The 13,299-nt window shown below is 70.3% G+C and carries 10 protein-coding genes; 1 reads left to right on the top strand and 9 read right to left on the bottom strand.

Going from position 1 to position 13,299, the window contains the following annotated elements:
- Window positions 1-5: 5 nt before the first annotated feature.
- Window positions 6-1,160: a transporter substrate-binding domain-containing protein gene (locus ACVCMB_RS08790; RefSeq protein WP_447106680.1), complete on the bottom strand. Its 1,155-nt coding sequence runs from the start codon at window positions 1,158-1,160 to the stop codon at window positions 6-8.
- A 178-nt stretch (window positions 1,161-1,338) separates the two neighbouring features.
- On the opposite strand from ACVCMB_RS08790, the gene ACVCMB_RS08785 reads away from it, so the two are divergent.
- On the top strand, window positions 1,339-3,036 hold the full coding sequence (locus tag ACVCMB_RS08785; RefSeq protein WP_447106679.1) for a lysophospholipid acyltransferase family protein: 1,698 nt from the start codon (window positions 1,339-1,341) through the stop codon (window positions 3,034-3,036).
- 49 nt (window positions 3,037-3,085) lie between these two features.
- Here ACVCMB_RS08785 and dusB read toward each other — a convergent pair whose 3' ends face one another.
- From dusB to ACVCMB_RS08745, 8 genes are all read right to left on the bottom strand, one after another.
- A complete protein-coding gene (gene dusB, locus ACVCMB_RS08780; protein ID WP_447106678.1) occupies window positions 3,086-4,072 on the bottom strand; it encodes a tRNA dihydrouridine synthase DusB in 987 nt (328 codons plus the stop codon).
- Window positions 4,073-4,141: 69 nt separating this feature from the next.
- Window positions 4,142-5,254 (bottom strand): PepSY-associated TM helix domain-containing protein, encoded by a 1,113-nt coding sequence (locus ACVCMB_RS08775; protein WP_395120114.1) that lies wholly within the window; start codon window positions 5,252-5,254, stop codon window positions 4,142-4,144.
- 1 nt (window position 5,255) lies between these two features.
- Complete coding sequence (locus ACVCMB_RS08770) at window positions 5,256-7,379, bottom strand: TonB-dependent receptor (RefSeq protein ID WP_447106677.1); 2,124 nt, start codon at window positions 7,377-7,379, stop codon at window positions 5,256-5,258.
- A gap of 76 nt (window positions 7,380-7,455) precedes the next feature.
- On the bottom strand, window positions 7,456-8,736 hold the full coding sequence (locus tag ACVCMB_RS08765) for a nucleoside permease (RefSeq protein ID WP_395120112.1): 1,281 nt from the start codon (window positions 8,734-8,736) through the stop codon (window positions 7,456-7,458).
- A gap of 229 nt (window positions 8,737-8,965) precedes the next feature.
- A complete protein-coding gene (locus tag ACVCMB_RS08760; protein ID WP_395120111.1) occupies window positions 8,966-9,559 on the bottom strand; it encodes a uracil-DNA glycosylase family protein in 594 nt (197 codons plus the stop codon).
- 78 nt (window positions 9,560-9,637) lie between these two features.
- A complete protein-coding gene (locus tag ACVCMB_RS08755; RefSeq protein ID WP_447106676.1) occupies window positions 9,638-11,008 on the bottom strand; it encodes an FAD-binding oxidoreductase in 1,371 nt (456 codons plus the stop codon).
- Between the two features lie 26 nt (window positions 11,009-11,034).
- A complete protein-coding gene (locus ACVCMB_RS08750) occupies window positions 11,035-11,391 on the bottom strand; it encodes a YraN family protein (RefSeq protein WP_395120109.1) in 357 nt (118 codons plus the stop codon).
- Window positions 11,391-13,298 carry a penicillin-binding protein activator gene (locus ACVCMB_RS08745; RefSeq protein WP_395120108.1) on the bottom strand — a complete coding sequence of 636 codons (1,908 nt, stop codon included), beginning with the start codon at window positions 13,296-13,298 and terminating at the stop codon, window positions 11,391-11,393. Before ACVCMB_RS08745 ends, ACVCMB_RS08750 begins: the two co-directional genes overlap by 1 nt.
- Window position 13,299: the final 1 nt, after the last annotated feature.

The following is a 13,299-nucleotide window of genomic DNA, read 5'->3' as shown; positions in this document are numbered from 1 at the left end:
TCCGTTCACTGGCCGGTCGCGCCGAAGGCCTTGTCCAGCCGCTGCGGCCAGTCCGGCGCGTTGATCCGCTGCAGCAGCGAGGTGTCGATCGGTTCGCGCAGGCGGCTGCCGGTGGGCAGGGCGAAAGCATAATCCTGCCGCTCCAGCAGCAGTGGCAGCACCTTCAGCTGACCGCGGAAGTGCCGGCGGATGTTCCAGCGCAACAGGGGTTCGTCGTAGACCACGGCGTCGACGCGGCCGGCGGCCAGCTCCGCCAGCGCGGCATCGACGTCGCGGGCCTTGGTGTAGTCGAATTGCTCGCGGTCGAGCCAGCTGGCGCTGGTGCTGTCCGGCACGCTGGCGATGCGCATGCCGCCCAGGTCGGCGGCGCTGCGAATGCGCTCGCTGAGCTGGCCGACGGTCAGCGCGCTGGTGATCGCCGCGGTGAAGAACGACACGATGAGCAGCGCGGCCAGCATCCACACCAGGCCGATGATGCGTCCGCCGACCGTGCGCGGCGCGGTGTCGCCATAGCCGACCGTGGTCATCGTCACCATCGCCCACCAGAAGCCGGAGAAGATGCCCTGGCGGCGGCTGCCGCCGAACTGCTCCGGGTTGCGCTTGTGTTCGAGCAGCCAGACCAGGAAGCCGACCACCAGCAACAGCAGCGTCAGCGAGCCGATCACCTTGAGGAAGGCCGGCGACACCAGTGCCCGCGCCACCGCCAGCCAGCCGGCGGTCTGCCCGCCGCGCACCGCCACGGCCAGGCCCGAGCTGGTGATCGGGTGGGCGAAATCCATCCGCTGTTCGCGCGCGGCGGTGGCGGTGATCGCGCCCAGCGCCACGTCCACCTTGCTGTCGCTGACCGCCTGCAGCAGGCCGTCCAGGTCGTAGGGCCGGTAGACGTATTTCCAGCCGTGGTCGGCGGCGATCTCCTGCCACAGGTCGATCGCCAGGCCGCTGTAGTGGCCGTGGTCCTCGATCACGAACGGCGGCGCCACCTTCACCCCGACCAGCAGTGGCTGGTTCGCCCGCTTGAGCTCGGTGGCCGGCGTCACCGTCGCGGCGGTACCGGCGGCGATCGGGTAGACCTTGATGGTCTGGCCGGCAGCGCGGACTCCGCTGACGGACATCAGCGCCAGCAGGGAAAGCAGGCACAGCGGCCACAGGCGTTTTCTCATCGGTACTCCTCGGACGTCCGGATGCGGGCACGGCAATCCCGAGCCTAACGCAGGCATGGCCTGCGTGTCGTGGCGGAGTGGGTCGACGCCACGGCTGTCACGCCGCTGTCGCAGCGGGGCAATCGTGGTGTCGCCGAAGCTCCGCAAGCTGGCGTCAGGCCAACGCGAGGGGCGTGACATGCAAGCCATCGAGCAGCGTTTGCGGCAGCGTTATCCACGCTGGTTTCGCGGTCGGCGCGGGCGCCTCGCGGCGACCTTGCTGCGGTGGTGGGCGCGCTGGTCGGGTCTCGGCCGGATCGACGCGTTCCATGCCGAACATGCGCAGCTGCGCGGACTGGCCTTCGTCGCGGCTGCCTTGCGCGAACTGGAACCGCGCCATGAGGTCGACACCGCCGCGTTGGCGCGCATACCCGCGCACGGGGCGCTGCTGGTGGTCGCCAACCATCCCTGCGGCGCGCTCGATGCGCTGGCCCTGCTGGACATGGTGGGACGCGTGCGGCGCGACGTGCGGGTGCTTGCCAACGAGGTGCTGGCGCTGGTGGAACCGCTGGCGGAACTGCTGCTGCCGGTGCGCGTGTTCGGCGGCGCCGCCGGCGTGGCCGAGTTGCGCCGGGTCGAACGTGCCTTGCGCCGGGGCGAATGCGTGATCGTGTTTCCCGCCGGCGAGGTGTCGCGGCTGGGTTTGCGCGGCGTGCGCGATGGCCGCTGGCGCGCCGGCTTCCTGCGTTTTGCGCGGCGTGCGTCGGCGCCGGTATTGCCGGTGCGTGTCGAGGCGCGCAATTCCGCGCTGTTCTACGGCATGTCGGCGCTGTGCCGGCCGGCATCGGCGGCGCTGCTGGCGCGCGAGATGTTCACCCGCCACCGCCGTCCGCTGCACCTGCACGTGGGCGACTTGCTTACGATCGGCGAGAGCGAAGGCGAGCACGCGGCCGTGCGGCGCGTCCGCCACGCGCTGGATGCCGCCGGCCGCGCGGAAACGCCCGCACCCGTGGGCCCGTTGCCGCTGGCGCCGGCCATCGGCGCGCGCGAACTGGCGCGCGCCGTGGACGCGACCGAGCTGCTCGGCGCCACCAGCGACGGCAAGCAGATCCGCCTGGCGCGCGATGCCGGCGGTTCGCCGTTGCTGCAGGAGATCGGCCGCCTGCGCGAGCTGACCTTCCGCCAGGTCGGCGAGGGCACCGGTTGCAGCCGCGACCTCGACCGCTACGACGCCAGTTACGACCACATCCTGGTGTGGGACGCGCAGGCCGGCCGCATCGCCCGCGCCTACCGCGTGATGCGCGGCGCCGAGGCGCTGGCCCGCGCCGGACTGGCCGGCCTGTACACCGCCTCGCTGTTCCGCTACGCCGACGCGGCCGTGCCGCGGCTGGCCGCCGGGCTGGAGCTGGGTCGCAGCTTCGTGGTGCCGGATTACTGGGGCAGCCGCAGCCTCGATTACCTGTGGCAAGGCATCGGCGCCTACCTGCGGCGCCACCCGGGCGTGCGCTACCTCTACGGTGCGGTGTCGATCAGCGCGGCGTTGCCGCGGCATGCCAGCGAGCAGGTGGTCGGCTACTACCAGCGTTTCTACGGCAGCGAACGGACGCTGGCCAGCGCGCGCCGGCCGTTCGCCTTCGCGGCGCCGGCACCGACCTTCGACGGACTCGACATCGCCGCCGCGTTCGAGGCGATGAAAACCGCGCTGGCCCGGCTCGGCACCTCGGTGCCGACGCTGTACAAGCAGTACACCGAACTGTGCGAAGCCGGCGGCGCGCGCTTCCTCGCTTTCGGCGTGGACCCGGAGTTCAGCGGCTCCATCGATGGCCTGATCGAAGTGGATCTGGAATGCCTGCGACCGCGCAAGCGCCAGCGTTATCTGGAACGCGCGATGGCCTGAGATGGACGGCGGTTTGCGCGGACAGCTGCCGCGGTGACTGCCTGCGCGCTCAGGCCGCCATGGCCAGACCGCTCGCCAGCGCGGTGAAGTAGTCGCGGGTGAGCCGCAACTGTTCGCTGGCCGTCTCGGCGCGGTTGACCACCTGCCGGAACGCGGCGTTCTCGGGACGGTCCTTCGCGTACCAGCCCAGGTGCTTGCGCGCGATGCGCACGCCGGCCGGTTCGCCGTAGAAGGCATGCAGGTGTTCGAGGTGGCCGAGCAGGATTGCGGCGACTTCGGCCGGTTCGGGCTCGGGCAGCAGTTCGCCGGTGACGAGGTAGTGGGCGATCTCGCGGAAGATCCACGGCCGGCCCTGCGCGCCGCGGCCGATCATCACGGCGTCGGCGCCGGTGACGGCGAGCACGTGCTTCGCCTGCTGCGGCGTGCAGACGTCGCCGTTGGCCAGCACCGGAATGCGCACGGCTGCCTTCACCGCGGCGATGGTGGCGTACTCGGCCTCGCCTTCGTACTTGTCGGCGCGGGTCCGGCCGTGCACGGCCAGCGCGGCGATGCCGGCATCCTCGGCGATGCGCGCGATGTTCAGCGCATTCTTGTTGTCGCGGTTCCAGCCGGTGCGGATCTTCAGCGTCACCGGCACGTCCACCGCGTCCACCACCGCCTTCACGATGCGCGCCACCAGCGGCTCGTCCTGCAGCAGCGCGGAACCGGACCACACGTTGCACACCTTCTTCGCCGGGCAACCCATGTTGATGTCGATGAGCTGCGCGCCATTGGCGACGTTGAAGCGGGCCGCCTCGGCCAGCATCGCGGGATCGTAGCCGGCGATCTGCACGCTGACCGGCTCGGGTTCGCCGGCGTGATCCATCCGGCGCAGCGACTTGCGCGTCTGCCACAGGGACGGGTCGGCGCTGGTCATCTCGGACACGGCCAGGCCCGCGCCCAGCTGCTTGCACAGCAGGCGGAACGGCTTGTCGGTGACACCCGCCATCGGGGCGAGCACCAGCGGCGGGTCGATCAGGTAAGGGCCGATTTGCATCCGCCCATTGTAGGTGAATCGCGGAAACGGCCGCGCCGACGGCCTCCGGGATCGCTTATCGGCGCTGGCTTATCGGCGCTGGCGCCGCTGGCGCGTGCGCCAGAACAGGAACCCGGTCACCAGAAAGAATGGCGGCAGCAGGCCGCACAGCAGCACCAGCAGCTTCCCGGCCAGGCCGCCCACGCTGCCGGCGTGCAGCGGATAAACTGCGTTGCTGATGCGCGCGCCGGTGCCCTCGGCGGTGGCGTCGACGGCGCCCAGCACCTGGGCCCGGTAGGGATCGAGCCACACCCGGCTGCGCCCGACCGGATGCCATTCGCCCGGCGCCCGCGCGCGGATCGTCACGCGGCCGTCGTTGGCCGAGGGCAGCGCGATGCGGCGCAATTCGGCGCCCGGCAGAGCGTGCTGCGCGGCGTCGAGCACCGCCGCCCAGTCGATCGCCTGCGGGCGCGGTGCGATGCGGGCCGGCGTCGGCGTGGCCGGCGCATCCGCGAACAGCGTCTGCAGGACGTGTCGGGTGCCTTTGCCGTAGACCATCAAGGTGCCGGTCAGGGTCACCAGCAGCAGCAACGGCAGGCTGAGCGCGCCGATGCTGCGATGCCAGCTGACCCAGCGCCGTGCCGGTGGCTGGGTATGGAGGCGCAGGCTGCCGCGCAGGTTCCGCCGGCCCGGCCACCACAGCCACACGCCGGAAAGCAGCAGCCCCAGCATGAGCCAGCCAAGCACGCCCAGCACGGCCTCGCCGGTTTTCCCGGCGAGCAGGTGGGTGTGCCAGTCGCGCAAGGTCAGCAGCAGGTCGCTGCCGGGTGCACGCGTCAGCAGCAGGTCGCCGCTGGTGGGATCGAGGTAGCGCCGTGAGCCGTCGGAAAAATACAGCTGCCATACCGGCAGCCCGGCGGTCGGCAGATCGGCGCCGCGCAGTCCTCTGGACGGCCATTCGCGCGTGATGCGCGTCAGCACGGCCGCGCGCGCCGCCGCGTCGGGCAACGCATGCGCGGCCAGCGGCGGATGCAGCAGCCGCAGCAGCGGACCCTGCAGCACCAGCACGCTGCCGCTGAGCGCGATCAGCGCGTAGATCAGCCCGACGCTGAGGCCGACCCACCGGTGCAGGCGCTTGAGCCAGTACCGCACCGCGTCGGCGCGGCGCGCGGATGCCTCGATCGTGGTCGCGGCGGCGGACACTTCAGAAGGCCTGCTGCCAGGTCAGCGAGACCACGCGGCCGCGGCCGGCGAAGTACGAGTCGTCGTCGCCGACGGTCTGCGAGACGTAGTTGATGTATTGCTCGTTGGCCAGGTTCTGCACGCCCAGCGTCCAGTCGCCGGCGCTGCCGCTGTGCCACTTCAGGTAGGCGTCGGCGGTGCCGTAGCCGTCGAAGTGCGCCGTGCGCTGGCCCAGCGTGCTGAAGTCGCGGCTGTACAGGTGGCTCAGTTGCAGGTAGCTCGACCAGGCCTCGTTCCAGCGCTGCGTCCACGACAGGTTGAGCCGGTTGGGCGCGATGTTGGCACCGTCCAGGTCCGAGTCGATCCTGCCGTCGCCGTTGCGGTCGGAGCGGCCGCGGTTGATCGCGAAGGAGGCATCCAGCCGGGTGCCGTCCAGCGACTGCCAGTTCGCGCGCGCCTCCCAGCCGCTGATGGACACGCGCTGGCGCATCACGTTGTAGACCTGGTTGGGCGCGTCGAACACCAGCACCGAACCCAGCCGCGAGCGCGAGACGTAGTAGCTCAGGCGCGCCCCCGCGCGTTCGCCGAGATACTCGACGCCCGTCTCGCGGTTGTCCGACACCACCGGTTTCAGGTCGAGGAAGTCGGCCACGCTCTGGCCGGGCTGTTTGATCGCGCGCAGCACGCGCCCCACGTCGGGCAGGGTGTAGCCCTCGGCGTAGCTGGCGAACAGGTTGAGTTGGCCGGTGAGGTACCAGACCGCACCGAAGTTCGGCAGCGTCTTGCTGAAGCTGGGCTTGCCGCCCTGCACGGTGACGGCGTTGTAGAAGGCGAGCGTCTGGAACGTGGGCACGTCCAGCGTGCCGTGCTCGCGGCGCAGGCCGCCGGACAGCGACAGCGTCCGCAGCGGCCAGTATTCGGCCTGCAGGAACGGCGCCCAGCCGGTGTAGGTGCTGTCCGGCACCCAGTGGCGGCCGGTGTGGGTCAGTTCCTGGAAGGTGGTGTCGCGGTAGCCGTCGGCGCCGGCCAGCACGGTGAGCGTGTCGTCGAGCAGGCCGCGCCGTGCCCATGACAGCCGCGCGCCGTCCTTGGTCGAGACATTCTGCGACTGGTCGAACAGCAGGCCGGGGCCATAGGCCGGGTCTTGGAAGGTGCCGAACGTGCCGCCGCCGAACAGCTCGCGGTTCTTCTGGTGGTAGAGCTGGGCGCGCAGCTCGCCGCCGGCCAGCGCGGTGTCGCGGTAGTCGAGGCTGCTGGTCAGCACGCGGTTGCGCGGCGCGTCGCCGGGTTGCTTGCCGCGTACCGACGTGGTCGGCAGGTCGTTGGCCATGTCGCCGGACACGGCGGTGTAGTCGCCGTGGCCCTTGAGGTCGAAGCGGTTGACGGTGAGCTGCAGGTGGCGCGTGTCGGTGAAGTCGTAGCCGAGCTTGAGGAAGCCGTCGGTGCTCGCCGAATCCATCAGGTCGCCCTGGGTGCCGTCGACGCCGATCAGCCGCCCCTTGGCGTCCGAATACATGCCGCGCTCGCGCCACGCCGCGCCGGCGACCAGCTCGAACGCGCCGCTGCGCGCGGCGAGCAGGTACGAGGCGCCGTAGCCCAGGCCGTTACCGCCGCGGGTGGGCGCGCTGGCGTTGGCGGTGACTTCCTGGCGCACGCCATCCTGCTTCGGTGCACGCCTGGTGATGATGTTGATGATGCCGCCGGCGGCGCCCAGCCCCTGCATCGCGTTGGAGCCTTCGACGATCTCGATCCGCTCGATCATCGCCGGGTCGATCGTGTAGGCATCGCGCGAACCGTTGCGCAGCGGGCTCGATTGCGGCACGCCGTCGATCATGTACAGCGGGTTGCGTCCGCGCAGGGTCTGCCCGCGCGAGCTGAGCTTCTGCGTCGAGGGGGCGAACGAGGGCAGCAGGTTGCCGATGGCGTCGGAGAGGTCCGGGTTGATCGCCAACTGCTGGCGCAGATCCTCGGCGGTGATCACCGTGATCGTGGTCGGCAGCGCGCCCTGGCTCTGCGGCATGCGCAGGGTGCTTTCGGAAACCTCGACCCGTTCGAGCGTGATGGCGGAGATCTGGTCGGCCGCCTGGGCGGTGCCGGCGAGGGCAAGGGCGAGCAAGGGGATGAGCGGGCGAACGGAAAGGGACATGTGGCCTCCGGCATGAGGAGGCGCATGGTAAATGAAAATGATTCGCAATAACAATCCGTGACCGGCCGCCGCCGGATCAGTGCGTGGGCACCACCCGTTGCGCGGCGGCGCGGTCGTGCCGGTGCTTGAACAGCGGCACGAACAGCAGCGCCATCACCAGCGAGTAGCCGGCGAAGGCCAGCCAGATGCCGTGCCAGTCCTTGCAGATCAGCACCGTGTCATTGCAGGTGTGGTCGGTGAAGAAATGGTCGATCACGAAGCCGGCGATCAGGCTGCCCAGCACCGCCCCCACGCCGTTGGTCATCAGCATGAACAGGCCCTGCGCGCTGGCGCGGATCTTCGGGTCGGCCTGGCTTTCCACGAACAGCGAGCCGGAGATGTTGAAGAAGTCGAACGCCATGCCGTAGACGATGCACGAGAGCACGATCATCCACAGCCCGCCGGCCGGGTCGCCGAACGCGAACAGGCCGAAGCGCAGCACCCAGGCCAGCATGCTCATCGTCATAACCGCCTTGATGCCGAAGCGCTTGAGGAAGAACGGGATGGTCAGGATGAACGCGGTTTCGGAGAACTGCGAGATGGAGATGATGATGGTCGAGTACTTCACCGCCAGCAGGTTGGCGTACTCGGGCACCTTGACGAAGTCGCTGAGGAAGGCGTCGCCGTAGGCGTTGGTCAGCTGCAGCGCCGCGCCCAGCAGCATCGCGAAGATGAAGAACACCGCCATGTTGCGGTTCTTGAACAGCACGAACGAGGTGAGGCCGAGCCTGTCGACCAGGCTGCGGCCCTCGGCGGCGCCCAGCTTGGGCGGGCACTTGGGCAGGGTGAAGGCGTAGAGGCCCAGCAGCAGCGAAGCAGCCGCTGCCACGTGGAACTGCGCGGGCGAGGCCTTGAAGCCGAGCAGGCTGGTGGTCCAGGTGGCGGCGATGAAACCGATCGTGCCCCATACGCGGATCGGCGGGTAGGTGACGACCACGTCGAGCCCATCCTGCTTGAGCGCGTTGTAGGCCACCGTGATCGCCAGCGAGATGGTGGGCATGTAGAAGCACATGTTCAGCAGCATCACCCAGAACATCTGTTCCGGATCGGTGACGTGCGGGATCGAGAACAGCACCACCGCGCCGCAGATCTGCAGCATGCCGTACAGGCGTTCGGCATTGATCCACTTGTCCGCCACGATGCCGACCAGCGAGGGCATGAACAGCGAGGCGATGCCCATGGTCGAGAAGATCGCGCCGAAGCTGGTACCCGACCAGTGCTGGTTCTGGAACCACCAGGTGCCGATGGTCAGCAGCCACGCGCCCCAGATGTAGTACTGGAAGAAATTGAGTACGGTGAGGCGGAGCTTGAGGCTCATGGACGAGGGTTCCCCTGCAAGGCCGGGGTCGGCCCCGTGGCCACGATGTCGTAGCGGGGCAGGTTAGAGAATCCCCCGGAAACCGGCAAGGCACGTTGCAACGGAAGCCGTCGCGCCGCCCGTAGGAGCTCGCTCGCGGGCGATGCCCTTGCTCTCGCCTTTGCGAATTGCGAATTGCGAATCCCTGATCCGGCCCCAAAAGCATCGCCCGCGAGCGGGCTCCTGCGGGCTATCCTGGTTCGGGGACGGTGTTCAGCGCGCCCGCGACGCGCTCGCGCAGCACCGGCAGCAACTCGGCTTCGAACCACAGGTTGTGCATCACCCACGGCCGGTTGCGCGGGCTCGGATGAGGCAGCGGCAGCACGCCGCGGGCCAGGTGCGTGCGCCAGTTGCGTACGGTGTCGGTGAGGGTGGCATCGCGTGCGTCGCCGAGCATGCCCACCTGCGCGTACTGCCCGATGGCGAGCGTCAGTTGCACGCCGGTGAGCAACGAAAACAGGCGCGGATGCCAGATCGCGGCGCATGCCGGCCGCGGCGGCAGGTCGCCACTCCTGCCCTTGCCGGGATAGCAGAAATCCATCGGCACGATCGCCACGCGCTCGGCGTCATAGAACGTGTCGCGGTCGATCTGCAGCCAGTCGCGCAGGCGTTCGCCGCTGACGTCATCGAAGGGGATGCCGCTCTCCTCCACCTTGCGCCCCGGCGCCTGGCTGACGATCAGCAGGCGCGACCGCACGGAAGCCTGCAGCACCGGCCGCCGCCCCGGCGGCTGTTGCATCGCGCAGGTGTGGCCGCAGCGGATCTCCGCCAGCAGGGCATCCATGGCGTGCTGCTGCTGCCTCAGGCCTGGCCTTTTCTTCGTCTTCTCCATTCCCTGTTTCCTGTTCCCCATTACCGGCCCTCAAACCACCTTGCCGGGGTTGAGGATGCCATCCGGATCGAACGCGGCCTTGACCGAGCGCATCAACGCGATGGTCGACTCGCCCAGCGCCAGCGGCAGGTAGTCGCGCTTCACCACGCCGATGCCATGCTCGCCCGACAGCGTGCCGCCCAGCGCGATCACCAGCGCGAACAGTTCGGGCAGTGCGGCGTAGCCACGTTCGATCTCGTCCACGTCGCGCGGCAGCAGGTTCACGTGCAGGTTGCCGTTGCCGGCGTGGCCGAAACACACCAGCGGGACTGCATGCTTGGCGGCCAGCGCCTGCGCCCCGGCGACGAGTTCGGGCAGACGGCTCACCGGCACCGCCACGTCTTCGTTGATCTTGTGCTGGGTCGCCGCACGCTGGGCGAACGACAACGCCTTGCGTGCGGCCCACAGCGCGGCGTTTTCGCTGGCGTCCGCCGCGATGTCCAGCGCGATCAGGCCTTCGCCGCGCGCGGCGCGCGCCACGGCGTCCTGCGCGAAGCTGACGGTCTCCGGCGTGCCGTCGACCTCGATCAGCAGCAGCGCTCCCGCCTGCGGCACGTCCGCGTCCGGCGCGTGGTCGCGCGCCAGCTTGAGCGCCAGCGCGTCCATGAATTCCAGCGCCGCGGGCGTCACCGGCTGCGCCATGATGCGCGCCACCGCCTGCGCCGCGCTGGCCGTGTCGCGATAGGTGGCGCGTAGCGAGCGCACCGCGGAGGGCCGGGGCGTGAGCTTGAGCGTGGCCTCGGTGACGAGCGCCAGCGTGCCTTCCGAGCCGATGATCAGGCGCGTGAGGTCGTAGCCGGTGGAATCCTTGGTGGTGTGCGTGCCGGCCGCGAAACCTGCGCCGGTGCCGGCCACGGCGCGCAAGCCCAGCACGTTGTCGCGGGTGGCGCCGTATTTCAGCGCGCGCGGTCCGCCTGCGTTGCAGGCGAGATTGCCGCCTATCGTGCACCACGGTGCCGAGCCCGGATCGGGCGCCCAGAAGAACCCGTGCGGGGCCAGGGCCTGCTGCAAGGCCTCGTTGGTGACGCCCGGTTCGACCACCGCGAGGCGATCGCCCGGCGCAATGCGCACGATACGATCCATGCGCTGGAAATTCGCCACCACGCCGCCGGCCAGCGGCACCGAAGCACCGGTGGAACTGGTGCCGCCGCCGCGCGCGGTGAGCGGCACGCGATGCTCGCGGCAGGCGCGTACCAGGGATTCCACCTGCGCGTGCGTGGCGGGATAGACCACGACGTCGGGCCGGTGCACATGCCGCGAATAGTCGCCCGCCGCGGTGCGCAGGGCGTCGTCGCTGCTGTCCAGCGCGTCGCCGGGAAAGATCGCGCGCAGGGTGTCGAGCAGGGAGACGGGCAGGGCCATGCCGCGATTATCGCACCGCGCCGGACTCAACCCGCTTCGAAGGCACCACGCAACCATTGCCTTTGCAGTGCGTCGACCGGGCCGTCGTAGCTGACCACATCGAAGCGGCACGGGCGTCGCGCATGCTGCGGGTGGGCGGCCAGCCAGTGCTGCGCGGCGTGGATCAACTTGGCCTGCTTGCTTGCGGTGACCGAGGTGGCGGCGTCGCCGTGGCTGGCGCTCTTGCGGTAGCGCACCTCGACGAAGACCACGGTGTCGCCATCGCGCATCACCAGGTCCAGTTCGCCGTGGCGGGTGGTGTAGTTGCGCGCCAGCAGCTTCAGGCCGGCGCGTTCGAGCGCGACGCAGGCGCGCTGTTCGAAGTCGTCGCCGGCCGCGCGCATCAGCCGGCGGGGTTGGCGTCGGCGCTGGAACTGGCCGGCGCCGGCGCCGCCGCCGGCGGCGAAGGTACCGAGTCGATCTGCAGGTTGCCGCTGAGCGGGCGCGCCACGCCATTCTCGAACTTCGCCCAGGTCAGCACGCGGCGGATGCGGCCGAACGGATCGGCGGCCAGCTGCCCGGTGGCGCCCGGCATGTAACTGCCCGGATGCGCCTTCAGCCAGTCGAGGTAGGGCACCAGGCTCCACGCGTCCATGCCGAACGCGAACAGGCGCGCGGCGCCATCGCGGGCGGCGGGCAGCTTCGCCGCGATCGCCGCACGGTCGGGCAGGCCGGGCTGCGCGTCGAACAGCCAGGGCGCGTCGCAGAACTCGACGCCGTCCAGGTCGCGATTGGCTGGCGCGTCGTCGCTGCCGGCGTACACGTGCGAGGTGGCGAACACCGGCAGCTGGACCTGGGCGATGCGCAGTTGCGGCATCAGCAGCCGCGCCTGGTTGGGGCGCATGCTGATGAAGATGCCGGTATCGGCGGGGGCGGCGGGCGTCGCCGTAGCGGCGTCGGCGGTGCTTGCCGCCGCGGCAGGCGCCGGTGCCGCGCTGGCCGTGGGCAACTGCAGGTTCTTGATCGCGTCGGCGAAACTGGTGGCGCCGCTCGGCAGCACCGTCATGGCCACCACGTCGCCGCCGCGGGAGATCAGCTCGGCCTTGAATGCGCTCGCCGCGCGTTGCGCGAAGTCGTCGCCGGAGATCATCACGTAGGCGTGCAGCAGGCCGCGCTCGGCCATGTGGTCGGCGGCCTGCGCGCCCTCGGTTTCCGGCAGCAGGCCGAACTCGCTGGCGTTGCCGGCGGGCAGCTGGCGGTCGTCCGGGTGGTTCAGCGCCAGCACCGGCACCGGCAGTTGCGGCAGCGCGAACACCGCCGCGACTTCACCGCGGGTCAACGGGCCGACCACCAGCCGGGCGCCGTCGCGCACCGCCTGCTGGTAGGCCTGCACCGCGCCGTCGGCCGTGCCGTGGCTGTTGTAGCTGCGTACCGTCGGCCGCGGCGCGTGGTTGCGGCCCGCATCGAAATAGGCGGCGAAGAAACCCTGGCGGATCGGTGTGCTGGCGGCGGCGTAGTCGCCATCGGCCGGCAACAGCAGGGCGACCTGGGCCGGCACCTTGTAGCCTTCGCGCACGTTGGCGCCGGCTTCGGGCAGCAGCATGCCCACCGCTTGCTGCAATTCCGGCTGCGGCTGCGCCACGCTGACACCGAGCTGGCGCAGGGCCTCGTTGATCCACGGCAGCATGCGGTCGCCGGGCTTCATCGCGGCGGCGCGGTGTTGCAGCGGCGCGATGCCGAGCCTGGCGAGCAGATCCAGCGCCTGGCGCCGGTTCTGCGCCTGGTCGAAGCCTTGCAGTTCGGCATCCATCTGCACGCGGGTGCGCGCGGCGCCCCACAGGTCGCCGGAATCCTTCATGGCGCGGGCGCGCAGTTCCAGCAGGCGCAGCTGCAGCGAAGGCGGCACGGACACGTTCGGCTGGCTGGTCAGGCGCAGGGCGGTGCGCGCGTCGTGCTGGTCCAGCGCCAATTCCGCCCGCAGCAGGTCCAGGCGCAGCGGTTCGTCGCCGCTCAGCCGCTCGCGCCGGATCTTGTCCAGCACCGGCGCGGCCTGTTCGATCCGACCTTCCTGGCGCCACGCCTCGGCGGCCTGCAGGCGATAACTGTCTGCGTGCGCGGACGATTGCGCGGCAAGCTGCAGCCAGGCTTGGGCGGCCTGGTCGAACTGGCCCTGCTGCGCCAGCGCGCTGGCGTGCTGCGCGGCGGCGATTTCCGCCGGCGAACGCACCGCGCCGGTCGGCACGCATGCATTCAATGCGAGCGCGAACAGCAAGGCCGTGAGGATGACTCGCGCGAGGCGCATGAAGCGCATG

Source organism: Rhodanobacter sp. UC4443_H10 (assembly GCF_052978325.1).
The sequence above is the reverse complement of the archived record's forward strand: the minus strand, read 5'-3'. Positions and strand labels throughout refer to the sequence as shown.

Coding starts and splice junctions, on each gene's coding strand:
- dusB (WP_447106678.1), bottom strand. CDS start 4,072: ATGCAAATCGGCCCTTACCTGATCGACCCGCCGCTGGTGCTCGCCCCG.
- ACVCMB_RS08785 (WP_447106679.1), top strand. CDS start 1,339: ATGCAAGCCATCGAGCAGCGTTTGCGGCAGCGTTATCCACGCTGGTTT.
- ACVCMB_RS08750 (WP_395120109.1), bottom strand. CDS start 11,391: ATGCGCGCGGCCGGCGACGACTTCGAACAGCGCGCCTGCGTCGCGCTC.
- ACVCMB_RS08765 (WP_395120112.1), bottom strand. CDS start 8,736: ATGAGCCTCAAGCTCCGCCTCACCGTACTCAATTTCTTCCAGTACTAC.
- ACVCMB_RS08760 (WP_395120111.1), bottom strand. CDS start 9,559: ATGGATGCCCTGCTGGCGGAGATCCGCTGCGGCCACACCTGCGCGATG.
- ACVCMB_RS08790 (WP_447106680.1), bottom strand. CDS start 1,160: ATGAGAAAACGCCTGTGGCCGCTGTGCCTGCTTTCCCTGCTGGCGCTG.
- ACVCMB_RS08770 (WP_447106677.1), bottom strand. CDS start 7,379: ATGTCCCTTTCCGTTCGCCCGCTCATCCCCTTGCTCGCCCTTGCCCTC.
- ACVCMB_RS08745 (WP_395120108.1), bottom strand. CDS start 13,298: ATGCGCTTCATGCGCCTCGCGCGAGTCATCCTCACGGCCTTGCTGTTC.
- ACVCMB_RS08755 (WP_447106676.1), bottom strand. CDS start 11,008: ATGGCCCTGCCCGTCTCCCTGCTCGACACCCTGCGCGCGATCTTTCCC.